The 24445-nt window shown below is 39.2% G+C and carries 17 protein-coding genes and 2 tRNA genes; 15 read left to right on the top strand and 4 right to left on the bottom strand.

Features of this window, described 5'->3' with window-relative positions; translation table 11 throughout:
- The first annotated feature begins 261 nt into the window (after nucleotides 1-261).
- Complete coding sequence (locus AAGD37_RS03760) at nucleotides 262-1464, top strand: pyridoxal phosphate-dependent aminotransferase (protein ID WP_341760203.1); 1203 nt, start codon at nucleotides 262-264, stop codon at nucleotides 1462-1464.
- 68 nt (nucleotides 1465-1532) lie between these two features.
- Here AAGD37_RS03760 and AAGD37_RS03765 read toward each other — a convergent pair whose 3' ends face one another.
- Entirely contained in the window at nucleotides 1533-2828 is a 1296-nt protein-coding gene (locus AAGD37_RS03765; RefSeq protein ID WP_341760204.1) for a TolC family outer membrane protein, read from the bottom strand.
- Nucleotides 2829-3178: 350 nt separating this feature from the next.
- On the opposite strand from AAGD37_RS03765, the gene ndk reads away from it, so the two are divergent.
- The 9 genes from ndk to rpoC all read left to right on the top strand — a co-directional run bounded on the left by ndk (nucleotide 3179) and on the right by rpoC (nucleotide 15828).
- Nucleotides 3179-3601, top strand: a complete 423-nt coding sequence (gene ndk / locus AAGD37_RS03770) for a nucleoside-diphosphate kinase (protein WP_341760205.1) — start codon at nucleotides 3179-3181, stop codon at nucleotides 3599-3601.
- Nucleotides 3602-3815: 214 nt separating this feature from the next.
- On the top strand, nucleotides 3816-4007 hold the full coding sequence (secE, locus tag AAGD37_RS03775) for a preprotein translocase subunit SecE (protein ID WP_341760206.1): 192 nt from the start codon (nucleotides 3816-3818) through the stop codon (nucleotides 4005-4007).
- A 29-nt stretch (nucleotides 4008-4036) separates the two neighbouring features.
- Complete coding sequence (nusG, locus tag AAGD37_RS03780) at nucleotides 4037-4567, top strand: transcription termination/antitermination protein NusG (protein ID WP_341760207.1); 531 nt, start codon at nucleotides 4037-4039, stop codon at nucleotides 4565-4567.
- A 196-nt stretch (nucleotides 4568-4763) separates the two neighbouring features.
- Entirely contained in the window at nucleotides 4764-5192 is a 429-nt protein-coding gene (rplK, locus tag AAGD37_RS03785) for a 50S ribosomal protein L11 (protein WP_341760684.1), read from the top strand.
- Nucleotides 5193-5197: 5 nt separating this feature from the next.
- Complete coding sequence (gene rplA, locus AAGD37_RS03790) at nucleotides 5198-5899, top strand: 50S ribosomal protein L1 (protein WP_341760208.1); 702 nt, start codon at nucleotides 5198-5200, stop codon at nucleotides 5897-5899.
- Between the two features lie 217 nt (nucleotides 5900-6116).
- Nucleotides 6117-6626 (top strand): 50S ribosomal protein L10, encoded by a 510-nt coding sequence (rplJ, locus tag AAGD37_RS03795; RefSeq protein WP_341760209.1) that lies wholly within the window; start codon nucleotides 6117-6119, stop codon nucleotides 6624-6626.
- 81 nt (nucleotides 6627-6707) lie between these two features.
- On the top strand, nucleotides 6708-7091 hold the full coding sequence (rplL, locus tag AAGD37_RS03800; protein ID WP_341760210.1) for a 50S ribosomal protein L7/L12: 384 nt from the start codon (nucleotides 6708-6710) through the stop codon (nucleotides 7089-7091).
- A gap of 231 nt (nucleotides 7092-7322) precedes the next feature.
- Nucleotides 7323-11483, top strand: coding sequence for a DNA-directed RNA polymerase subunit beta (gene rpoB / locus AAGD37_RS03805; protein WP_341760211.1), 4161 nt, complete (start codon nucleotides 7323-7325; stop codon nucleotides 11481-11483).
- Nucleotides 11484-11610: 127 nt separating this feature from the next.
- The gene (rpoC, locus tag AAGD37_RS03810) at nucleotides 11611-15828 is read left to right on the top strand and encodes a DNA-directed RNA polymerase subunit beta' (RefSeq protein WP_341760212.1); all 4218 of its coding nucleotides are present in this window, start codon (nucleotides 11611-11613) and stop codon (nucleotides 15826-15828) included.
- 136 nt (nucleotides 15829-15964) lie between these two features.
- Here the strand turns inward: rpoC and AAGD37_RS03815 are convergent.
- Nucleotides 15965-16038, bottom strand: a tRNA-Cys gene (locus AAGD37_RS03815).
- A gap of 147 nt (nucleotides 16039-16185) precedes the next feature.
- Here AAGD37_RS03815 and AAGD37_RS03820 point away from each other — a divergent pair.
- Nucleotides 16186-16260 (top strand) — tRNA-Asn (locus tag AAGD37_RS03820).
- 79 nt (nucleotides 16261-16339) lie between these two features.
- Here AAGD37_RS03820 and AAGD37_RS03825 read toward each other — a convergent pair.
- Nucleotides 16340-18373 carry an ATP-dependent helicase gene (locus AAGD37_RS03825; RefSeq protein ID WP_341760685.1) on the bottom strand — a complete coding sequence of 678 codons (2034 nt, stop codon included), beginning with the start codon at nucleotides 18371-18373 and terminating at the stop codon, nucleotides 16340-16342.
- A gap of 169 nt (nucleotides 18374-18542) precedes the next feature.
- Nucleotides 18543-19475, bottom strand: coding sequence for a lipid A biosynthesis lauroyl acyltransferase (locus AAGD37_RS03830; protein WP_341760213.1), 933 nt, complete (start codon nucleotides 19473-19475; stop codon nucleotides 18543-18545).
- A gap of 283 nt (nucleotides 19476-19758) precedes the next feature.
- Here AAGD37_RS03830 and AAGD37_RS03835 point away from each other — a divergent pair, with 283 nt between their 5' ends.
- From AAGD37_RS03835 to gcvH, 4 genes are all read left to right on the top strand, one after another.
- On the top strand, nucleotides 19759-21225 hold the full coding sequence (locus AAGD37_RS03835; protein WP_341760214.1) for a DEAD/DEAH box helicase: 1467 nt from the start codon (nucleotides 19759-19761) through the stop codon (nucleotides 21223-21225).
- Between the two features lie 250 nt (nucleotides 21226-21475).
- The gene (gene tgt / locus AAGD37_RS03840; protein ID WP_341760686.1) at nucleotides 21476-22612 is read left to right on the top strand and encodes a tRNA guanosine(34) transglycosylase Tgt; all 1137 of its coding nucleotides are present in this window, start codon (nucleotides 21476-21478) and stop codon (nucleotides 22610-22612) included.
- Nucleotides 22613-22898: 286 nt separating this feature from the next.
- Nucleotides 22899-23966, top strand: a complete 1068-nt coding sequence (gcvT, locus tag AAGD37_RS03845; protein ID WP_341760215.1) for a glycine cleavage system aminomethyltransferase GcvT — start codon at nucleotides 22899-22901, stop codon at nucleotides 23964-23966.
- A gap of 35 nt (nucleotides 23967-24001) precedes the next feature.
- A complete protein-coding gene (gcvH, locus tag AAGD37_RS03850) occupies nucleotides 24002-24370 on the top strand; it encodes a glycine cleavage system protein GcvH (protein ID WP_341760216.1) in 369 nt (122 codons plus the stop codon).
- Nucleotides 24371-24445: the final 75 nt, after the last annotated feature.

Below are 24445 nucleotides of genomic sequence, written 5' to 3' on the forward strand. Positions count from 1 at the left end.
CAAGATTATGGTCTCAAATTCAAGCCAGTTAGGAAGAATTAGGAATTTTACTAAAACAGAGAAAAACAAAAACATATTCTTTAAAACTGACGATCTAAAAACATGATAGAAGATATTTTCTGATCTATAAATTGAATTTAAACGGTCAAAATCCTACTCAATCTTTGTGATCAGATTTAAAACTTTCTCTTGTTAACGTGATTCAAAAAGAATAAAACTGACGATCTAATCTTTTCAGTATTAATTGGAGACATAAGTACTGTGGCAGTTACTGCGGATATTTTAACACGTATCAAACCTTCTGCAACTATCGCTATCGCCCAAAAGGCAAGGAAATTGAAAGCTGAAGGATTCGATGTGATTGGTCTGGGAACAGGAGAGCCTGATTTCGATACCCCTGATCATATCAAGCTGGCTGCAATAGATGCTATTGTTCGCGGTGAAAATAAGTACACAGCTGTTTCTGGAATAATAGAATTGCGCGAAGCAATTTGCACTAAGTTCAAACGAGACAATAATCTCAACTATATACCAGATCAGATTATTGTTGGGAGTGGGGGGAAACAGATTTTATTCAATGCCTTTATGGCAACTTTGAATCGAGGTGATGAAGTTATCGTTCCAACTCCGTATTGGGTCAGTTATCCTGAGATGGTTTTTCTGTGTGGCGGTGAGTGTGTTTATGTGAAAGCAAGTGTTGAAAATAACTTCAAAATTAAACCTGAAGAATTAGCAGATGCTATTACTCCTAAAACGAAGTGGTTTATATTTAACTCACCATCCAATCCATCTGGAGCTGCCTACAGCTACTATGAACTAAAGGCGCTTATCGATGTTTTGGTTAATCATCCTCATGTTTGGGTATTAACTGACGAGATTTATGAACATCTTGTTTTTGGGGAATTTAGATTATTCTCCCCGGCTGAATTAGAACCGAAGTTATACGATCGAACATTGACCATGAATGGTGTTTCTAAGGCCTATGCTATGACCGGTTGGCGCATAGGTTATGCAGGTGGTCCTAGAGAATTGATTAAAGCTATGGATTTGATTCAGGGACAACAAACTTCCAACAGTAATACCATTGCTCAATGGGCCGCTGTAGAAGCTTTGAATGGTCCACAGGATTTGGTTGAAGAACGCCGCAAAATATTTGAGGAACGTCGTGATTTGGTAGTTTCTATGCTGAATCAGGCCACTGGTATCCGATGCCCAAAGCCAGATGGTGCGTTTTATGTTTTTCCATCCTGTAGTGGATTGATCGGTAAGAAAACTAGAAGTGGTAAGATCATTTCAACTGAAGAAGACTTCGTAACCGCATTATTAGAAGAAGAAGGTGTGGCTGTAGTTCAAGGCTCCTCTTTTGGATTAGAGCTTCATTTTCGTATTTCTTACGCCTCATCAACAGAGTTACTTGCATCTGCTTGTAAACGTATTCAGCGTTTTTGTCAAAATCTCGTATAATCATAATCTAAACAATTTTCTTAGACTTGTGTGTTACTCTTTACGATATATAGTTTTGTGTTTTGCCTTTAAAAGTTTAGACTCAACTGTTTAGTGTTTAAACGACCTATTGCGGAAATAAGAGAATAACCTGCTATGATCTCGGCATGGCGTGATTGGATAGCCATTTCTTTTGCCTGAAAAAGGCTATTTTTTGCGATTAGAACATCCAGTTTTGTACTTAGTCCGACATGACTCTTCTCTAGTATGCCGGATAAAGAGAGTTTAGCAGCGCTCAGCTGTACCTGATTTCCTTTGCACCTTGCACGCGCAGACTCGAGTTTCGTCCAGGCTGATATAATTAAATTCCGTACATTATTACGAGCTTGATCTAATTCAAAACGTCTTTGACTAAGAATAGCTTTGTTAGCACGCCCCTGACTTTCGAGGATCCCTCCTTGATAAAGAGGGATTTTTAAATTTAATTTCGCACTCAAGAGGTTTGATATATCACCATCAGTTGGTTTATTATAATTACGGCTTGCAGTGACTTGAGCATTTAAGGTGGGAAGTGAAGCCCCTTCAGATATTTTTACAGTGAACAAGGCTCTATCAACCAAATATTGAGTCCTCACTACAGCAGGATTTTCTACAAGACCAACAGCAATAGCTTTCTGCAAATCGCCTGGGTAAAGATGAAAAGGTAACTTTGGCCAAGTGAGTTGTTTAGGATCATTGCCGATGATCTTATAATACGTTCCTCTAGCAGCCTTGAGGTTAGCCTTAGAAGCAATAAGTTTTGCCTGTGAAAGATATAATTGCGCCTGACTCTGCACCAAATCCGTGTAGATTCCTTCTCCTACATTAAGTTGTGATTGAGATGAACGTAATTGTTCATTTAAAAAGTCTAGATTTTTACGTTGAATCTTGACCATTTTATGATCTCTGATCACATCAATATAAGCAATTATCGCTTTTAAAAGGATATCTTGTTCTAAATTACGTAAGATCTCGCGATTAGCTAAAATATCAGCTTTAGCAACCGCTAAGGAATTTATCGAACGAAATCCATTAAACAAGTTCTGCTTGATCGTAAGCCCCAATCCCCCTAGGATAATATTTTTATCGTTATCTATTAAAACGTTAGAGTGTTTAAGGACAGTATCAGAAACACCTATATCAGCAAGTGCTGATATTTGGGGCAGAAAATAGGCCATTGATTGCGGTAAAGACTCATGAGAGGCCCGTTCAGCAGCGCGCTGTGCTTTTAGCGTCGCGTTATAGCGATATGCAGAAGATAATGCTGATCTTAAATTTTCAGCATGGGCTGAATCTAAAATAAAGAATACAACACCAATTCCAAACAAAAAATTAAGAAATTGCACAAATATAATCCATTCTCATGAAACCACTTATTGTTATAGAAAGACAATGAAATAAAGATTTCCATATTATAAATGTAATGATAAAGGCTAAAAAAAACTTACTCAACATTCAATCGTCTAAATCCTGTTTACTATTTTTTAGCTTTTAGTGAGCTTGTTGTCTCATCAATCTGTAAACTTAGTAAAATGAGTGTTTCTGATTTTTTCATTTTAAAGTATTCGTATGAACAGTTGAATAGTATTTCGATAAGATCTCTATATCAATTGTGATGGATAATCTCTGTTCTTGCTGTCTAAAGACATTGAGGATATAGGTTCGCTACATTTTTAGTATTGATAGGATTTCATCGATGGCCATTGAACGTACTTTTTCTATGATTAAACCAGATGCTACAAAACGTAATCTTACAGGTGCTATAATTGTTCACCTTGAAGAAGCGGGATTGCGTATTATTGCTTCTAAACGTATTCACATGAGCCTGCATCAGTCAGAAAGATTTTATGCAGTGCACAGAAAAAAACCATTTTTTACTGAATTGACACAATTTATGTCATCAGGTCCAACAATTGTTCAGGTTCTTGAAGGTGAAAAAGCAATTATGAAAAATCGTGAAATTATCGGTTCCACGAATCCTGTAGAGGCCACTGATGGTACTATTCGTAAAAAATTTGCGTTATCTTTGATTGAAAATTCGGTCCATGGATCTGATTCACTTGAAAGTGCTAAAAAAGAAATTACTTATTGGTTTAGTGAGAGTGAAATCGTAGTATAAAAATGTAACTCAATTAAGACAAGATTAATGGTATAATGGTGATTGGAACATGCTTAATTTTTCTTTTTAGAGACTTGCACTTGTGAAAATAGAGCTATAATTATGTACTATGTTGGTCAGGTGTGTTAGGTAAAATTGAAGCCAAGGTCACCTGATTGAAAAAATAAAGTGTTAGAATTTTAACTGCCGATTCCTTAGTTAAGAGTTTCGATCCGTGATTGCTACAACAAATCCTTTCATTTTTTTTAGTCAAGTTCGTTCTGAAGTCTTAAAAATTGTCTGGCCAAGTCGTCGCGAGACAATGATAACGACAATTATGACTCTTACTTTGATCTTGTTGACTGCTTTATTTTTCTTTTTTGTAGATCAACTGTTGATTTATGGAACAAGCTTGATTTTTGGTTAACATTTACCGAAATGGAGTGGAATAGACTCATGGAAATGAGATGGTATATCATTCATGCTTATTCAAACTTTGAAAAAAAAGTAGCTGAGTCAATTCAAGAACAAGCCAATCAAAAGGGGTTAAATGATCTTTTTGATCAGATTTTTGTCCCTACTGAAAAAGTGGTTGAAATTCGAAAAGGGCGTCGTGTTGATAGTGAGCGTAAATTTTTTCCAGGCTATGTTTTGGTGCGCATGGTTATGACAGATCAAACTTATCATCTTATTAAAAATACAAGAAAGGTAACAGGATTTTTAGGTTCAGATAAGAAGCCATTACCGATTACAGATAAAGAGGCCGATCAAATACTTCATCAAGTCCAGGAAGGTGTTGACAGGCCAAAGCCTTCTATTCAGTTTGAAGTTGGTGAAAGTGTTCGTGTTTCTGATGGTCCATTTGCTTCATTCAGTGGTACTGTTGAGGAAGTTGATGAGGATCGTGCTCGTTTAAAGGTAGAGGTTTCGATTTTTGGAAGAGCAACGCCTGTTGATTTAGAGTATGGTCAGGTAGAGAAGGTATGACGTGCAGTCCAAATCGGGATTTAATCCAACTTTGGAATAGGATTACATAGTCCCTCAATTAGTGTAGAAGGCAAAGGGGGGGGGCGTTTCGATTTCTCTCTTTATCCTTACTCACCCTTTTAGTTCCGACCAATAATTGGATCGGGTAAATGAAGTAACTTTCGGTATACCGAATCTCAAGATAAAGGCAGAGATGATGGCCAAGAAAATTCAGGAATATTTGAAGATTCAAGTTCCTGCAGGCAATGCGTCTCCATCACCACCGATTGGTCCGGCACTCGGACAGCGTGGTTTGAATATTATGGATTTTTGTAGAGCGTTTAACGCTGAGTCGCAGAACATAGAAAGGGGCTCTCCTGTTCCATGCACGATCACAATTTATTCGGATAAGTCTTTTACCTTTAAAATCAATTCTCCTCCGACTTCTTATCTTTTGAAAAAAGCAGCGAATCTTAAATCTGGCTCGAAAGAGCCAGGTCGTTTGATTTCGGGATCTATAACTCAGGATCAACTACGTGAGGTTGCCAAGGTTAAAATTAAGGATCTCAACGCTAACAGTATAGATCAGGCAATATTGATAATCGAGGGATCAGCACGGTCAATGGGTCTGGAAATAGAGGTTTGATAATTATGGCACCTTTAGGAAAACGGCTAAAATCCGCAAGGGAAAGTGTCGATTTGAAAAGAGTATATTCTCTGAATAATGCAATTTTCATGATTCAAAGTATGGCTAAAGCTAATTTTGATGAGACTGTTGAAGTAGCTATCAGCTTAAGTCTTGATTCTCGTCGTACTGATCAAATTGTTCGTGGTGTTGTAAGGCTACCTAATGGTACCGGGCGTATGATGAATGTTGCTGTTTTTGCACGTGATGCAAAAGCTAAAGAAGCGGAGTCTGCAGGTGCTGATGTTGTAGGTTCAGAAAATTTGGTGGAGCGGATTCAAAGTGGAGATATCCCATTTGATAGGATCATCGCAACGCCAGATATGATGGTGCTTGTTGGGCGGTTAGGTAAAATTTTAGGACCGCGTGGTCTTATGCCAAATCCTCGTGTTGGTACAGTTACTTTCGATGTTGCTCAGGCAGTTAAAGATGCTAAAGGGGGTTCTGTAGAGTTTCGTGCTGAAAAAGCTGGTTTGATTCATGCAGGAGTTGGAAAAGTAAGCTTTCATCTTCAAGCTATCGAGCAAAATATTATTGCGTTAGCTCGTGCTGTACAGCAAGCTAAGCCATCAGGTACAAAGGATCCTTTTTTAAAAAGAGTGACAGTAACTTCTACTATGGGTCTTGGTATCAAAGTTGATCCCTCAACTATCCTTACTGTTTCGTGAATGATTGTCTTTAAATTGACTTTTCATGAAAGTTTACGAACCTTTGGGGGGGGTAGGACTGACAGTGTTGGAAAAGATTTCTGTTTTGTGTTTTTGATAAACTTACCACCGGTGAGGTAATTAAAATGACAACCTCAATATTCTCACGTTAAGCAGATATGAATATGATCTATTTTATTAAATCAATATTTTCTGCGAGGTTAAATGGAGAACCAAATTGGATAGATTAGAAAAACAAGAATTTGTTAAACATATGAGAGGTGTCCTTTCAAGCACAGGCACCTTTGTTGTAGCGCATTATGCGGGTCTGACTGTAGCTGATATAACAGAATTGCGATCTAATATGCGCGAGGGTGGTGGTAAGATTACAGTAGCAAAAAACAGTCTTATCAAACTTGCTCTTAAAGGAACAGAAATGGAGTATATTTCTGATTTGTTTTCAGGTCCTACATTAATTGCCTATTCAGATGATCCAATAGCCGCTCCCAAAGTAACTAGTGATTTTGCCAAAGAAAACAATAAATTTTCTATTCTTGGTGGTGCTATGGGGGCCAAAAATCTTGATGATAATGACGTCAAGCTGCTTGCAGCGATACCATCACTCGATAAGATACGGGCAAAAATTATTGGTATACTCAAGACGCCCTCACAGGCTATCACAATTCTTGCCAACGCACCAGCCCTCTCTTTGGTACGATTAATCGGGTTAAACCGGGAGGTCGATTGAATACAAAGATGAAGGCTATACAGGCAGACTCAAGATGCATAATTCTGAAAATATTATTTCAACTGATAAGGAATATAAACAATGGCTAATCTTCAAAAGATTGTAGATGATCTCTCTGAGCTAACCGTGTTACAAGCTGCAGAACTTTCAAAAATGTTAGAATATCAATGGGGTGTTTCAGCGGCAACTCCAGTTGTTGTGGCCGCTAGTGGTGAGGATCCTGATTCGTCTAATTCTTCTAATGTTGAAGAAAAAGACGAATTCGATGTTATACTTGCTTCTGTTGGCAATAAGAAAATTAATGTTATTAAAGAAGTTAGGAGCATTACAGGTCTTGGACTGAAAGAAGCCAAGGATCTCGTTGAAGGATCTCCTAAACCTATTAAGGAAGGTATATCGAAGAATGAAGCTGAAGAACTTAAGAAAAAATTGGAAGAAATTGGGGCAACCATCGAACTCAAGTAATTCTTCTCTAGCTTGTCTGAATGATATTTTCAGTTTAGTCTTCTGTATAAAATCCTAATGTTCGAGGATGGGGGAAGAGAGATCCTCCTCAATCCTTGAAAGTCATTCTATTCTTCTTAGAAGGTATCCTAATATTGGAGATGAATAGTCGAGTTTATGCTCTTTCCGGAGTGCATAACACTGATTCTATGCACGATCAAATCTATTTTTTTAAAAATTACGAGGAGCATAATGGCTCAGTCTTCTTCAAGAGTTAATCTTTTTAACGGACGTAAACGAATGAGAAAAGTTTATGGTCATATCACAGAAGTTACCGATATGCCTAATCTTATTGAAGTTCAGAAGTCGTCTTATGACAGTTTTTTGATGGTTAAGGAACCTGAAAACGGTCGTGGAGATGAAGGTCTTCAAGCCGTCTTCAATTCAGTTTTTCCAATTAAAGATTTTACCGGTACTGCACAGCTTGACTTTGTCCGTTATGATTTCGAACTACCTAAATACGATACTGAAGAGTGTCGTCAGCGAGATATGACTTATTCAGCTCCATTAAAAGTAACTTTGAGACTGATTGTATTTGATCTTGATGATGAGACTGGTGCAAAATCGGTTAAAGACATCAAAGAACAAGAAGTTTTTATGGGTGACATGCCACTTATGACCGACAATGGTACCTTTGTTATCAATGGCGCAGAGCGTGTTATTGTATCGCAAATGCACCGTTCTCCAGGCGTGTTTTTTGATCATGATAAAGGAAAAAGTCATTCCTCTGGACGATTATTGTTTTCATCTCGTATTATCCCGTATCGTGGTTCATGGCTTGACATCGAATTTGATGCCAAAGAGATCATTTATGCTCGTATTGATCGACGCCGGAAAATTCCAGTTACTTCTTTATTGATGGCTATGGGGATGGATGGTGAAGATATATTAAACCACTTCTATAGCCGAACTTCCTATCGAAAGGATGGTGATAACTGGCTTTTACCGTTTGATAGTAATCGTTTGAAAGGAACTCAACCCGTTGAAGATATCGTTGATGCTGAGACTGGTCGGATCATTATTGAAGCAGGACAGAAAGTAACTCATCGCTTAATTAAACAGCTAGAAGAGAAAGGAATAAAAACCATTCGTGTTGCTTCGGAAGTGATTCATGGTAAATATCTCGCAGATGATATAGTTAATATGGAAACCGGCGAAATCTATTTTGAAGCTGGTGATGAATTAGATATAGATAATCTTGTTACGCTATCTGATCTTGGCTATTCTTGCCTTGATGTTCTCGACATTGATCATGTAAATATTGGTGGTTACATTCGTAACACTCTAGTTGCTGATAAAAATCAATCTCGTCAAGATGCACTGTTTGATATTTATCGGGTCATGCGTCCTGGTGAACCTCCTACCATGGAAACAGCAGAGGCAATGTTCCAATCTCTCTTTTTTGATCGCGAACGTTATGATTTATCTGCAGTCGGTCGTGTCAAAATGAACATGCGACTTGATCTCAATGTTGAGGATACCGTACGCATTCTGCGTAAAGACGATATTCTAGCCGTCGTAAAGAAACTTCTCGAGTTACGCGATGGTATCGGGGAGATTGATGACATTGACAATCTAGGCAATCGTCGTGTTCGTTCAGTTGGAGAATTGATGGAAAATCAGTATCGGGTTGGATTACTACGTATGGAACGTGCCATCAAAGAGCGTATGTCCTCAATTGAAATCGGTACTGTCACACCTCAGGATCTGATTAATGCAAAACCAGCGGCTGCTTCTGTACGTGAGTTTTTTGGTTCTTCTCAGTTATCTCAATTTATGGATCAGACGAATCCATTATCAGAAATTACTCACAAACGTCGCTTATCTGCGCTTGGACCTGGCGGTTTGACTCGCGAGAGAGCTGGTTTTGAGGTTCGTGACGTTCATCCGACTCACTATGGGCGGATTTGCCCAATTGAAACGCCTGAAGGGCCTAATATTGGTCTTATAAATTCACTTGCAACATTTGCCCGTATTAATAAATATGGATTTATTGAAAGTCCTTACCGTAAGGTCGTTGATTGTCAAGTGACAAACAATGTTGTTTATCTTTCTGCGATGGAAGAATCTAAATATGCAGTAGCTCAGGCTAATGCTGAACTTGACGATCATGGTTTTTTCGTTAATGAGTTTATTGTGTCCCGTCACGGTGGCGATGTACAGATGATGTCAAGAGATTCTGTGGATCTGATGGATGTATCGCCAAAACAACTTGTATCTGTTGCCGCAGCGCTTATTCCATTTTTAGAAAATGATGATGCGAACCGTGCTTTGATGGGGTCGAACATGATGCGTCAGGCTGTTCCGCTATTGTGTGCAGAAGCACCTTATGTTGGAACTGGTATGGAAGCGATTGTAGCTCGTGATTCAGGAGCAGCTATTAGTTCTTGCCGTAGTGGTATTGTAGATCAAGTAGATGCCACCCGTATCGTTGTTCGTGCCATTGAAGATCTTGATCCTGGCAAGCCAGGTGTTGACATTTACAAGATGCAGAAATTTCAACGCTCAAATCAATCAACCTGTATTAATCAGCGTCCTTTAGTACGTGTAGGTGATTTATTAAGAAAAGGGGACATTATAGCAGATGGTCCATCAACAGATTTAGGAGATTTGGCTTTAGGACGGAATGTGCTTGTTGCCTTTATGCCTTGGAACGGTTACAATTTTGAAGATTCTATCCTTCTTTCTGAGCGCATTGTACGCGACGATGTCTTCACATCAATTCATATTGAAGAATTTGAAGTGATGGCTCGTGATACTAAATTGGGACCAGAAGAAGTAACACGTGACATTCCTAATGTATCTGAAGAAGCACTTAAAAACCTCGATGAGGCTGGCATAACCTATATCGGTGCCGAAGTTGGTCCTGGTGATATTCTGGTCGGTAAAATCACCCCAAAGGGAGAAAGTCCCATGACTCCGGAAGAAAAACTTCTCCGAGCTATTTTTGGTGAAAAAGCATCTGATGTACGTGATACATCTCTAAGAATGAGTGCAGGGGCCTTCGGTACAGTTGTTGAAGTGCGTGTTTTCAATCGTCATGGTGTTGAAAAAGATGAGCGTGCTATGGCTATTGAGCGTGAAGAAATAGAAAAACTTGCAAAAGATCGAGATGATGAGCAAGAAATTTTAGACCGTAACGTTTATAGTCGTCTTTATGATATGCTGAAAGGTCAGAAATCAATTTCTGGTCCTAAAGGGCATAAAAAAGGCACGAATCTTTCGTGCAAAGTAATGGACGAATATCCTCGCAGTCAATGGTGGCTGTTCGTGATCGATAACACGAATCTTCAGGAACAAATTGAAGTGCTTCGCGATCAATATGAAGAATCTAAGTCTCTTCTAGAAGGTCGATTCATGGATAAGGTAGAAAAACTCCAGCGCGGCGATGAATTACCACCTGGTGTTATGAAAATGGTCAAAGTTTTTGTAGCTACTAAGCGTAAATTACAACCTGGTGATAAAATGGCTGGTCGCCATGGCAATAAAGGTGTGGTTTCTCGAATCTTGCCAATTGAGGATATGCCATTTCTAGAAGATGGGACTCACGTGGACATTGTTTTAAATCCTCTGGGTGTGCCATCGCGCATGAATGTGGGGCAAATTCTTGAAACGCATCTTGGCTGGGCTTGTGTAGGCATGGGTCATAAAATTGATGATTTGCTAGAAAATTATAAGAAATCATCTGATTTGAGTAATCTACGTAAAGAAATTGAATCTCTTTATCCGTCCAATGATCGGAATGAACCCGTAGCGGATTTGAGTGACGATTCTATTGAGTGTCTTGCTAATCACTTAAAAAATGGTGTGTGTATAGCAACACCGGTTTTTGATGGTGCACATGAAGCAGACATTGTTAAGATGCTAGAGAAGGCTGGTCTTGATGGATCTGGTCAGTCGACCGTATACGACGGTCGCACAGGTGAGAAGTTCGATCGCCCGGTCACTATAGGTTATATTTATATGCTGAAGCTCCATCATCTAGTTGATGATAAAATTCATGCTCGTTCCATCGGTCCTTATTCGTTAGTTACCCAGCAGCCCCTGGGGGGTAAGGCCCAATTTGGAGGTCAACGTTTTGGCGAGATGGAAGTTTGGGCCTTGGAGGCTTACGGTGCGGCTTATACTTTACAGGAAATGCTAACAGTAAAATCTGATGATGTTGCAGGCAGGACCAAAGTTTATGAGTCCATCGTTCGTGGTGACGATACCTTTGAATCGGGTATTCCTGAATCCTTTAACGTTTTAGTTAAGGAAATGCGATCTCTTGGTTTATCAGTTGAGCTAGGGAATTCAAAGCTTGAACTCAAAAATGAAGAAAATAACTTTGATATTTCAAAGGGATCTGAATAGTTAAGAGAAATAGTTATCAATACTTGATTCTCTCGACCATCTGATTTTCGATCCCTGCGTACTTCGCTATCAATACAGAAGATCTCAAAAACAGGGCAAATGCCTTATAAAATAAGGAGAAAACAACATGAGCCATGAAGTCATGAATCTCTTCAATCCACGGGTCCGTGCACAGACCTTTGATTCAATCCGTATATCAATTGCTAGTCCAGAGACAATTCCATCGTGGTCGTTTGGTGAAATCAAGAAACCGGAGACGATCAATTATCGTACGTTCAAACCAGAGCGTGAAGGTCTATTTTGCGCACGTATTTTTGGTCCTATAAAGGATTATGAATGTCTTTGCGGTAAATACAAGCGCATGAAGTACAAAGGTATCATCTGTGAAAAATGTGGTGTTGAAGTCACTCTTTCGCGTGTACGCCGAGAGCGGATGGGCCATATCGAGCTTGCATCTCCTGTGGCGCATATTTGGTTTTTAAAATCTTTGCCATCACGTATAGGGCTTCTTCTGGATTTGACGCTGAAAGATCTTGAACGGATTTTATACTTTGAGAATTTTGTTGTTCTTGAATCTGGGCTTTCTCCTTTAAAAGAGTTCCAGCTTCTTTCTGAAGAGGAGTATCTTACTGCTAAGGAAGAGTATGGTGATGATGCTTTTACAGCTATGATTGGTGCTGAGGCCATTCATGAGATGTTATCATCTCTAGACCTTGAAAAACTTGTCAATAATCTCCGTGAGGAGATTGCAACAACGACATCGGAGCTAAAATATAAAAAGCTTTCTAAGCGCTTGAAGACCTCAGAGGCTTTCCTTGATTCTGGTAATCGCCCAGAATGGATGATTCTGAAGACAATTCCTGTTATTCCACCAGATCTTCGTCCTTTAGTGCCTTTGGATGGTGGACGTTTTGCGACGTCTGATCTTAATGATTTATATCGCCGTGTTATTAACCGCAACAACCGTCTTAAGCGTCTAATTGAACTACGCGCTCCTGATATTATTGTACGCAACGAAAAACGTATGCTACAGGAATCTGTTGATGCACTATTCGATAATGGCCGTCGTGGGCGTACCATAACGGGTGCAAATAAGCGACCACTCAAATCTTTATCTGACATGCTTAAAGGAAAACAAGGACGCTTTCGTCAAAATCTTTTAGGGAAACGTGTCGATTATTCTGGTCGTTCCGTTATTGTTGTTGGTCCTGAATTGAAGCTACATCAGTGTGGTCTGCCAAAAAAAATGGCTTTAGAACTTTTTAAACCTTTTATTTATGCTCGTCTTGATGCCCAAGGATACTCTTCTACTGTCAAACAGGCTAAAAAATTGGTGGAGAAAGAAAGGCCAGAAGTTTGGGATATTCTTGATGAAGTGATCCGTGAACATCCAGTGTTGTTGAATCGTGCACCAACACTACATCGTTTAGGTATTCAAGCTTTTGAGCCTGTTTTGATTGAAGGGAAAGCCATACACTTGCATCCCCTTGTTTGTGCTGCATTTAATGCTGACTTTGATGGAGATCAGATGGCTGTTCATGTACCCTTGTCTTTAGAAGCTCAGTTAGAAGCACGGGTATTGATGATGTCTACAAATAATATTTTGCATCCGGCTAATGGTCATCCTGTTATTGTTCCTTCTCAAGATATTGTTTTAGGTCTCTATTATTTATCAATTGAGGCTCAAAATGAACCTGGTCAGGGAATGATTTTTGGTGATATGGGTGAATTGCATCATGCACTTGATAACCGTGTGGTTACTTTGCACACAAAGATCAAAGGTCGTTATAAGACTCTTGATAAAGAAGGAAATACAGTTTCTGAAATTTATGATACGACTCCAGGTCGTATGTTGATGGGAGATTTGTTGCCTAAGAAAGAAAATGTTGGCTTTGATATTATCAATCAAGAGATGACAAAGAAAAATATCTCTACTATGATTGAGAGAGTCTATAGGAGTTGTGGTCAGAAAGACACGGTTGTTTTCTGTGATCAGATTACGAGACTTGGTTTCACTTATGCTTGTAAAGCTGGTATTTCCTTTGGTAAGGATGATATGGTGGTGCCACCAACAAAAGAATTACTTGTTGAAGAAACTCAAGCTCTCACTAAAGAATTTGAAAAACAATACAATGATGGCTTAATTACTCAAGGAGAAAAGTACAATAAGATTGTTGATGCCTGGGCTAAATGTGGTGATAAAGTCGCTGATGAAATGATGAATCAGCTTCAGAAAACTAAATTTGATGCTTCTGGTCGTCAGCTTCAAATGAACTCCGTTTACATGATGTCCCGTTCTGGAGCCCGTGGATCTCCAGCTCAGATGAAGCAATTAGCGGGAATGCGTGGTTTAATGGCAAAACCTTCAGGTGAAATTATCGAAACCCCAATTATATCGAATTTTAAGGAAGGGTTATCGGTTATGGAGTACTTTAACTCCACTCATGGTGCTCGAAAAGGCCTAGCTGATACAGCTTTAAAAACTGCCAATTCTGGATATCTCACGAGACGGTTAGTCGATGTAGCTCAGGATTGTATTGTTAATGAACAGGATTGTGGCACTGAAAAGGGATTAACGATGCAGTCAATTGTAGATGCAGGTCAGGTTGTTGCTTCATTAGGACAGCGGATTGCAGGTCGCGCAGCAGCAGAAAATATCAGTCATCCTGAAACTGGTGAATTGATTATTGCTATGGGTCAATCGATTGAGGAATTTGATGCTCTAGCTATCGAAAAGGCCGGTATTCAGCAAGTCAAGATACGTTCCCCCTTAACTTGTGAAACTCGTACTGGTATTTGCTGTACTTGTTACGGTCGTGATTTAGCACGTGGTATGCCTGTTAATATGGGGGAAGCTGTTGGTGTAATAGCAGCTCAGTCCATCGGTGAGCCAGGCACTCAGTTAACGATGCGTACGTTTCATATAGGAGGGACCGCTCAGGTTGTTGATTCATCTTTTATCGAAGCTTCCTACGAAGGCTCTGTCAAAATACGTAACCGTAATGTGGTGAGAGATTCTGATAGTTACCTCATAGCTATGGGGCGCAATATGGCAATATTGATTATGGATGATCAAAATTATGAACGTGCAGTTCACCGTATCGCGTATGGTTCTCGCCTTCACGTTGATGATGGAGATTCTGTTAAACAAGGTCAGCGGATTGCTGAATGGGATTCCTATACGCGACCGATTTTAACATCTGAAGGAGGTATAGTTGAATTTGAAGATCTTATTCATGGTGTTTCTGTTTCTGAATCGGCAGACGAAAGCACAGGTATTGTTAAACGTGTAATTATTGATTGGCGTTCAAATCCACGTGGTACAGACTTGAAACCAGCCCTTATTATCAAGGATAATAAGGGTGATTTGGTGATCTCTGAACAGAGTGGAGAAGCACGCTTTTTGCTTCCTGTTAATGCTATCCTCTCTGTTGAACCTGGTGAAGAAATTAAGAGAGGTGATGTTTTAGCTCGTGTACCTTTGGAAAGTGCTAAAACTAAAGACATTACTGGTGGCTTGCCACGCGTTGCGGAGCTTTTTGAGGCCCGTCGCCCTAAAGATGCTGCGGTTATTGCAGATATTAACGGTGTGATACGTTTTGGACGGGACTACAAAAATAAACGTCGTGTATATATCGAACCATCAGACCTTGAACTTGAATCGGTTGAATACCTAATCCCGAAAGGAAAACCTTTTCACTATCAGGATGGTGATCTCATCGAAAAGGGTGATTACCTTCTCGATGGGAATCCTGCTCCTCATGACATCCTTGCGATTAAAGGTATTGAGGCTCTTGCATCCTATTTAGTTGATGAAGTTCAAGAAGTTTACCGATTGCAGGGTGTAACTATTAACGATAAGCATATTGAGGTTATTGTACGTCAAATGTTACAGAAAGTTGAAATCACTGAACCTGGTGATTCTGGTCTTGTTCGTGGTGAGCAGATGGATCGAATCGAACTTGATCTAATGAATGAAAAGCTTTCTGAGGAAGGCCGACTCCCCGCATCTGGTCATCCGATTCTTTTAGGAATCACGAAAGCCAGCCTACAGACACGCTCTTTCATCTCAGCAGCTTCCTTTCAAGAAACTACGCGTGTTTTGACTGAGGCCGCAGTTTCTGGTAAATCAGATACATTGGAAGGTCTAAAAGAAAATGTAATTGTTGGTCGTTTAATACCTGCTGGTACAGGAGGTGTTATGAATCATATTCGTCGTATTGCCAAGGCTCGCGATGAGTTGATTATTGAAGAGAAAAATAAATTTAATGAATCTGAAGCAAGGATGTTAATTGATATGTCGGAATCTGAAGTCCAGAGAAATAGAACGAGGATTGTTAAATAAAGAGAGAGGTACCAAGATCAAGCTATTCATGAGGCGTGATAATGACAATCATTACCTGCCATGATTATGATTGGGAGAGGTGATGATGTCTATGTCTGTCTACAGACCTTCATAGTGTTGATAGAAAAATCATTCGTGGAGGCCTCGCCCGGACTCGAACCGGGGTAAAAGGATTTGCAGTCCTCTGCGTAACCACTCCGCCACAAGGCCCCTTTCTACAAAGAAAGAATGAAGATACTACTAACAAATAGCCAGAAAGTTGCCAAGTGTTGAGTTATTAAAATTTTCTTCTTATGCTTCCTTTAAAAGGTTGCATAATGATTTCTACTTTTGCAAGATAATATTTCATTTTGGTGATCCTCGGTAGCTCAGTGGCAGAGCAGTTGACTGTTAATCAATTGGTCGCTGGTTCGAATCCAGCCCGGGGAGCCATAGCCATAAGAGATGAGATTCGATAAAAATCGATAAATACTTCTTCTTCATTTTATGGAGATCAAAATTCGTTGTTTTTTTATTTAGTCGGTCGATATCTCCTACATACCGTTTTGACTATTTCAACATTTTCGGAGGGCAATTCCTCAATGAAACGACTAGGTCTAGCGTTTTGCCACTGTCCATGAATTAATCGATGGGAAACAAACCATATATTAGCTCGCTTACGCGCTCTAGTTATCCCAACATAGGCCAGTCGTCTTTCTTCTTCTAATCCCAACCTACCACCCTTATCAAGGCTTCGTTGATGAGGAAACAAGCCTTCCTCCCAACCTGGTAAAAATACAGTATCAAATTCTAGCCCTTTTGCGGAGTGCAGTGTCATAAGATTGACTGCATCTATATGAGTATGAAGGTTCTTGTCAGAATCTGTAACAAGGGAGACATGTTCAAGAAATTCATGCAAACTTTCGAATGCCTCCATAAAGCGGATTAATTCTTTTAGATTCTCTAAACGACCTTGACTCTCTGGATTGTTCTCATTTTTCCACATTTTAGTGTATCCGGATTCGTCTAAAATTTGTTGTGCTAAGCGTGTATGCAAGGTATCATGCATTGAATGTGACCAACGAGAAAAGTTAAGAGTAACTAATCTTAGTGTTTTTCTCTGTTTTGGTTTTAACTCTTCTGTATTGATCAGTTCATGAGATGCCGCCAACATAGAAATATTAAAAAGTCCTGCGTAGTCGCGGATAATACGGATTGTAGTACTGCCTAAACCACGCTTAGGTTGATTGATGATTCGTTCAAATGATAGGTCATCAGTAGGCTGACAGGTAAGACGAAAATAGGCAATTGCATCACGGATTTCTCTGCGTTCATAAAATCTAGGACCACCAACTACACGATAATTAACTCCGAGAGATACAAACTGATCCTCAAATTCGCGCATTTGAAATGATGCTCTAACCAAAACCGCTATATTTTTAAGTAAGTGACCTTTTGATTGAAGATTCTTTATTTCATCGCTTATAGTTCTAGCTTCTTCTTCACTATCCCATCCGATTGAAATTTTAACTTTTTCTTCGTCTAAGTCGTTTAAATTTGTAAAAAGTTTTTTCTTTAATCGTTTTTCATTATGAGTAATCAAGTGCGAGGCTACTCTTAAAATATGTCTTGTCGATCGGTAATTTTCCTGAAGTTGAATAAGTTTTGCATTAGGAAAATCTTTATCAAATCGCAAGATATTATCGATCTCTGCACCACGCCATCCGTAAATTGATTGGTCATCATCTCCAACACAGCATATATTGGCTATGGAATCTGAGATATTGCTTTCATAAGAAACATGTTCTGATTTAACTTGTCGTTTTTTAGGCGGTTGAACAAGGAGACGGAGCCAAATATACTGGGCAATATTTGTATCTTGATATTCGTCTACGAGAATATAACGAAACCGTTGGTTGTATTTGACTAAAATATCAGGATATTCTCTGAATAATCTTATGCATTCGACAAGCAAGTCACCCAGATCACATGCATTCAGAGTTTTCAGGTTTTTTTGATATAATTCATATAAGGTACGGCCATGTCCATGACCGAAGGCATAGACTTCAGATTCAGAAAGATCATCAGATCTTAAAGCCTTATTCTTCCAAATGTTGATTAATTGGGCTAACTGTTTAGCAGGCCATCTTTTATTATCAATGCCTTCAAGATGAATTAAGTGTTTGAGTAGACGAATCTGATCCTCGTTATCGAGGATTGAAAAATTAGACTTTAGGCCAACAAGACTGCTGTGCCGGCGTAGTATTTTGAAACCAATGGAATGAAAAGTACCGAGCCAAGGCATTACAATTTCATCAACTGTATTAGCAACACGGTATTTTATTTCCTGTGCGGCCTTGTTGGTAAATGTTACTGCCAATATTTGTCTTGGAAACGCTTTCTTTTGTGCTAGGATGTGAGCAATTCTGCTTGTGAGGACACGAGTCTTACCTGTTCCAGCTCCTGCCAACACTAAAAGCGGCCCTTCAGTTGAGAGGACTGCTTCAGTTTGCTTACTGTTCAACCCCTTAAGGTAAGGTAAGGAAAGAAAACTACGACTATTCATTTTCACTTATGAAGTTCTAAATATGGTATAATGATCAAAAATTGAGAACCATATTGAGGGGTTATATCAAGTCTCTTCAGTTTTGAAGAGACTGTTTTAAAGTCTAGTAACATGAAAAAAACTCTTTCTCCTAATTCCTAATAAAATTAGGACTTTATCCTAATATAAGCTATAGTGGAGGGAGGATTTCTTTTAACTTCCATCGATCATGTAGCCATAGCCATTGATCTGGGTATTCCTTAACCCAGCTCTCGATGATCTCGTTAATACGTAGAGTTATTTCTACTACCTTGTTCTTTTGATCTTGATGATCTGGTATATTAATTGCATCATTCAGTTCGATACGAAAGCGTCCACCAGGAAGTCTTATACATCGAGAAGGATAGATGTCACAATGATGACGAAGGGCTAACTTTGCAGCAAGAGGATTTGCACTGGCTTGACGTCCAAGAAATTGGATACGTGGGCCTTTGGCAAAAGCTTGATCAGCTAATAGTCCAACAATTCCTCCAGAATTAAGCACCCTCGATAGTGTCAAGGCTGCGGCTACCCCTCTACATGACGGCACAAATCGACAGTACTTCATGTGTCGTGCTTTTAATAGACGTTGAGCTAAGAATCGGTTGTTGGGAGGACGAAAGAGAACGGTAATATCAAGGCCATAGTTTGCTGCAGCAATGGGTAGAATTTCCCAATTTCCAGTATGCGCTGTGAATATTATACTTGGCTTGTCACTTTCAAGAATTTTTCTAAAATTCTCAGCACCATTGATATCGATTCTCCCTTCCCCTTGTTTTTCGAGATCGTAGTTAAAGAGATCATCAAGAAAAACATATTCTGTTAAGGTTCGAGCAACATTACCCCAAACACATCGAACAATCTCATTAATTTCTTGTTGTTTATAGTGAGGAAAAGCTAATCTAAGGTTCTTTCTGGCAAGTTTTGAACGAGGCAGAAACGGAGAGAGTAGTTTGCCACTTGATTCCGCAATCGCTGTTGATTGATCCGGTGGTAATTTTTTTGCTATCCGTAGCAATATGCTGACTAACGCAGAGACGATCCAATTATATGCAGTTTTTAGATTAGATAGTGATGTCACCATGATTCTATTCAGTTATAATACAGACCCTTCTTTTCAAAGTCATCCGCCCGTTAGATTATAATATTTACTTTACAAAGATATGATAGCTGCCTATATTAGAAGGAGTAAATACGCAAGTGCTCTTCAAACTCTTCGTTCTTTTCGTTCTTTCAAGTCTTTCTAGGCTATTGAATTTTCCAGAAAGCTGCTACTCAATAAGATAAGTCGGGCTTTAATAATTTATGATATCAAGTCAACGGACGATGGACGTCAATTAAGATGATCAGATTTTTAAAGATTTTACATGACTGACTTTGAAGGTGTTCCTCTGCCACTTCGGACCTCACTCAATAAGAGAGGTTATACAGAACTAACACAAGTCCAACGTGCTATCGCAAATCTTGAACACTCCAACCCAGATATTCTAGTTTCGGCACCAACTGGTTCTGGAAAAACTATAGCGTTTGGTATAGCATTAGCCAATTCTCTACTTGATAAAAAAGATTCTTTTCAGAGTAGCCACCTTCCTTTGGGTCTAATTATCACGCCAACACGAGAATTAGCAGCACAAGTGAAACGTGAGCTTGATTGGCTCTATGCACCAACTAAAGCCTTAATTGCTTCCTGCGTTGGCGGTATGGACTACCGAAAAGAAAAGTGTAAGCTAGAGCATGGTGTTCATTTTGTAGTTGGTACACCGGGGCGATTACGTGATCACATCCAACGAAAATCACTTAATTTATTAGGCATAAAGGCGATTGTTCTTGATGAAGCTGATGAAATGCTAGATCTAGGCTTCAAAGATGACTTAGAGTTTATTCTTATTTCGGCTTCAAACAAACATCGAACTTTATTATTTTCAGCAACATTGCCATCAATGATTGAAAAAATGGCATGCCGTTACCAAGACCATGCAGTCCGGATAAAAACAATTGATAGTAATAAACAACATATTGATATTCAATATCAGGTGATTCCTGTTCACAAAAAGGACCATGAGAAGGCTATTATTAATATTTTACGCTTTTACGATGCACAAAATGTACTGGTCTTTTGTAACACAAGAGTTGCTGTTAATCACATTGCTTCCCGGTTAAATGATCAAGGTTTTTCTGTTGTTGCCCTATCAGGAGAATTCACTCAAAACGAACGCATACGAGCACTACAAACGATGCGTGATGGGAAAGCTCGGATTTGTGTTGCTACTGATGTCGCTGCCAGAGGCATTGATTTACCCAACCTGGAACTCGTCATTCACGCGGATTTGCCTCAGAATCCCGAAATATTGTTACACAGAAGCGGCCGGACTGGTCGCGCCGGGCGAAAAGGTATAAGTGTTCTCATTGTCGATGCTCAATCGAATTATAATGCAAAGTGCTTGTTGAAGAAAGGGAAAATTACTGCAAACTGGGTAAAAGCCCCCACTGCTAGTGATATTATTAGGCATGATCAAGAACGTATTCTTGCCAATTCCTATTTAACAGATCCCATACAAATAAGTGAACAGAGATTTATACTGGACTTGATGGCAATTCATAATCCAGAACAAATTGCAGCGGCTTTTTTGAGATTAAGCCAATCAAAATTATTGGCACCAGAAGAACTCCTAGAAGTTTCAGTTGAAAACACGGATAATACTAAATTTCATCAATCGAGTTCATTCTCGCATAAAAGGAAAAAAGTTGACAACAAAAGAAAGCGTAGAACTTTCTTCCCCAAATCGCAATCTAAGAAAAAATCAATAGATAAAAAGCGAAAGGCCACCTTATGAGAAGGTATATTCATTATATCAAAAGCAACTGATTCTGATGGGGTGATAGTAGCATCCATTCCTTATGAAGGAGGGGGCTTTGATGATAAGGGAAGTTCATCATAATTATGATGTTAAGGAATATCTATAAGATATAAGAATGCTTTATCTTTATCTTTTTTAAAATTTCTTACTCAAACGAGAATCTCATTCTTTATGTTAGTGATCATTTTGAAGAAGTATCTATGTGAAAAAGACAGAATCTGAACGGATCTCAACCAACTTTCGATTTATTATCTCAGCTACTGATGGCAAAGCTAGACAAGGAGTTATCTCTACTCCCCGTGGTTTTATTGTAACGCCTGCTTATATGCCTGTTGGGACATATGGTACAGTCAAGGCCATGTATATGAGTCAGATTCACGAGATGGGAATAGATGTTATTTTAGGCAATAGTTACCATCTGATGTTAAGGCCTGGCGCAGAACGGATTGCGAGACTCGGTGGTCTTCATGATTTCATACGCTGGCAAAAGCCAATCTTAACAGACTCTGGTGGATTCCAAGTAATGTCCTTAGCAAAATTTAGAAAACTTAATGAATCTGGTGTCACATTTAAATCCCATCTTGACGGTCAAAAATACGAGCTAACACCGGAACGGTGCATGGAAATTCAGGCTTTATTGAACAGTGATATTCAGATGCAGCTTGATGAATGTCTTAGATTGCCGGCATCGAAAAAAGAGATGCGTCAGTCTATGGAACGGTCTTTAAGGTGGGCTGAACGTTGCAAGAAATCCTTTCTTGCCCAGCCTGATCATCATAAGCGAGCTGTTTTTGGTATTGTTCAAGGTGGTGATGATCTTAATATGCGTATTGAATCAGCCCGTGCTCTAAAAGATTTAGACCTTGAGGGGTACTCCATTGGTGGCATGGCTGTTGGCGAGTCGCAAGCAATGATGCTAAAAATTATTGATACTACTTGTCTTGAATTACCATCTGAAAAACCAAGGTATCTGATGGGAATCGGAACACCCGATGATTTACTCAAATCTATAGCTTGTGGTATCGATATGTTTGATTGTGTTATACCAACTCGTGCAGGACGCCATGGGACGGCCTATACTCGTTTTGGAAAAATAAATCTACGCAATACTCGTCATGCAGAAGATAAGCGACCTCTAGATGAAGAATCTAAATGTCCTGCAACACGAGATTATAGCCGAGCTTATCTTCATTACTTAGTCCGTACTAATGAATCTCTTGGCGGGATGCTGTTAACCTGGAATAATCTTTCTTACTATCAAAATCTCATCGCTGATGCTCGAATGGCTATCAAAGAAGGAAGATATTCTGATTTTATGGCTCAAGCTTCCCAAGAATGGAATAATGGTGATATCACTCCATAAGTAATGAACACCAAGATTATGATTTCTTAATTGAGATTGTTGGTGACTTCTTGAATCTTACATTGGATTTTAAGTTGCGTAGACTAACTTTTGAGATTGTGAACTTTATAAAAAGGGTCGATTACCTTTTTAAAAGCATGTATCATTTTTTTCGTTTTTGGATGAAGAATTTCTTCTGTTCTCTAAGAATAACTGGTATTCTTCAACTCTAATCTAGAACGTTGTATTCGTCATTATGCCAGAGGTAGAGGATATAGTTAAGCTCTACTCATGCTGAGGGGGGGGTGTGAAACGAACGCCTTTTTTTGATCTTCATAAAGCTGCAGGAGCTCGAATGGGATCATTTTCTGGATTTAATATGCCTCTCTTTTATCGGTTGGGCACTATTAAAGAGCATTTGCATACGCGGGTGTTAGCTGGTTTGTTCGATATTTCTCATATGCTTCATATAGAAATTGAAGGAAATGAAGCTTCTGATTTGATTAGCCGTCTCTGCCCTTATGTAGCTCGAAAACAGTTAGTTGGTCGATCCCGCTATTCTTACATGCTCAATGATAATGCGGGTATTATTGATGATATGATTGTGACTCGTCTAGATCTTACACGTTATCTTATAATATCTAATGCGGGGTGCGCAGAAAAGGATATTTCACATATTGAAAATGTTTCTGGCTGTTTTGATGTTTCGATCAATGTAATTGAACGCGGCTTTCTTGCCCTTCAGGGACCGAAAGCCGAATCTATTTTGAAAAATTATTTTAATGTAACTGATATGGTTTTTATGAGCGCCCGTGAATTCAAAGAGGGGTGGTTTATTTTTCGTACAGGCTATACCGGAGAAGATGGTTTTGAGATTGCTATGCCATTGAGAGAGTGTTCAGGGTTTGCAAAATCTTTACTCGATCATGTGGATGTTGAATGGATTGGTCTCGGTGCTCGGGATTCCTTACGACTGGAGTCAGGATTCCCTCTTTATGGACAGGATCTTTCAGACGACATCACCCCCCATGAAGCTGGTTTACTATGGGCAATCCCCAAAGATTTACATCAGAGTGAGTTTATTGGAGCTTTTTCTCTTAAAAAAAAGATATTAGAAGGCCGAAAAAAAATGCGTATTGGTTTGATTTCTGATGGTCATCTTGTGCGCGGCGGCACTAAATTACAATTAGCGGACAGGATGCAAGTTGGTCGAGTAACATCGGGAGGGTTTAGTCCTAGTCTTGGGATTCCTATTGCAATGGGATTTGTTGATATAGATGCTATTAACACGAATCTTTTTGCTAACATCCGAGGGAAGAAAATTGCAATGAAACATGTTTCTCTTCCCTTTGTTTCTCATTCTTATAAACGTTGAGCTATATATTAAAAGACAGTGTAGGACATCTAAATATGAGTAGAATATATTATACAAATGAACATGAATGGCTGAATGTTGCAGGTGACGTCGCCACTATAGGCATTACTGATTATGCGCAAGAACAACTCGGTGATATCGTGTTTATAGAACTGCCAGAAGTCGGTCAAAGTTTGGAATATGGAGATGAAGGAGTTGTTATTGAATCCATTAAGGCAGCATCAGATGTTTATGCACCAGCTTCTGGAAAGGTAGTTGAAATTAACTCAATTCTTAGCCATAAACCAGCGCTAGTCAATTCTGATGCTGAGTCGGATGGCTGGCTTTATAAAATACAACTCACTAATAAGCATGAACTCGAAAAGTTGATGGAGTGGGAAGCCTACAAAGCTTTGATTGGTTAAAGACATTTCGGTTTTTATTTAATTGCACTGACTAGGCAAGAAAAGACGTGTTGGATTATCGAAAATATGATGTAA

Origin of the sequence: Candidatus Endowatersipora endosymbiont of Watersipora subatra, assembly GCF_964026585.1 — a bacterium.
GTDB lineage: Bacteria > Pseudomonadota > Alphaproteobacteria > Rhizobiales > Rhizobiaceae > Pseudahrensia.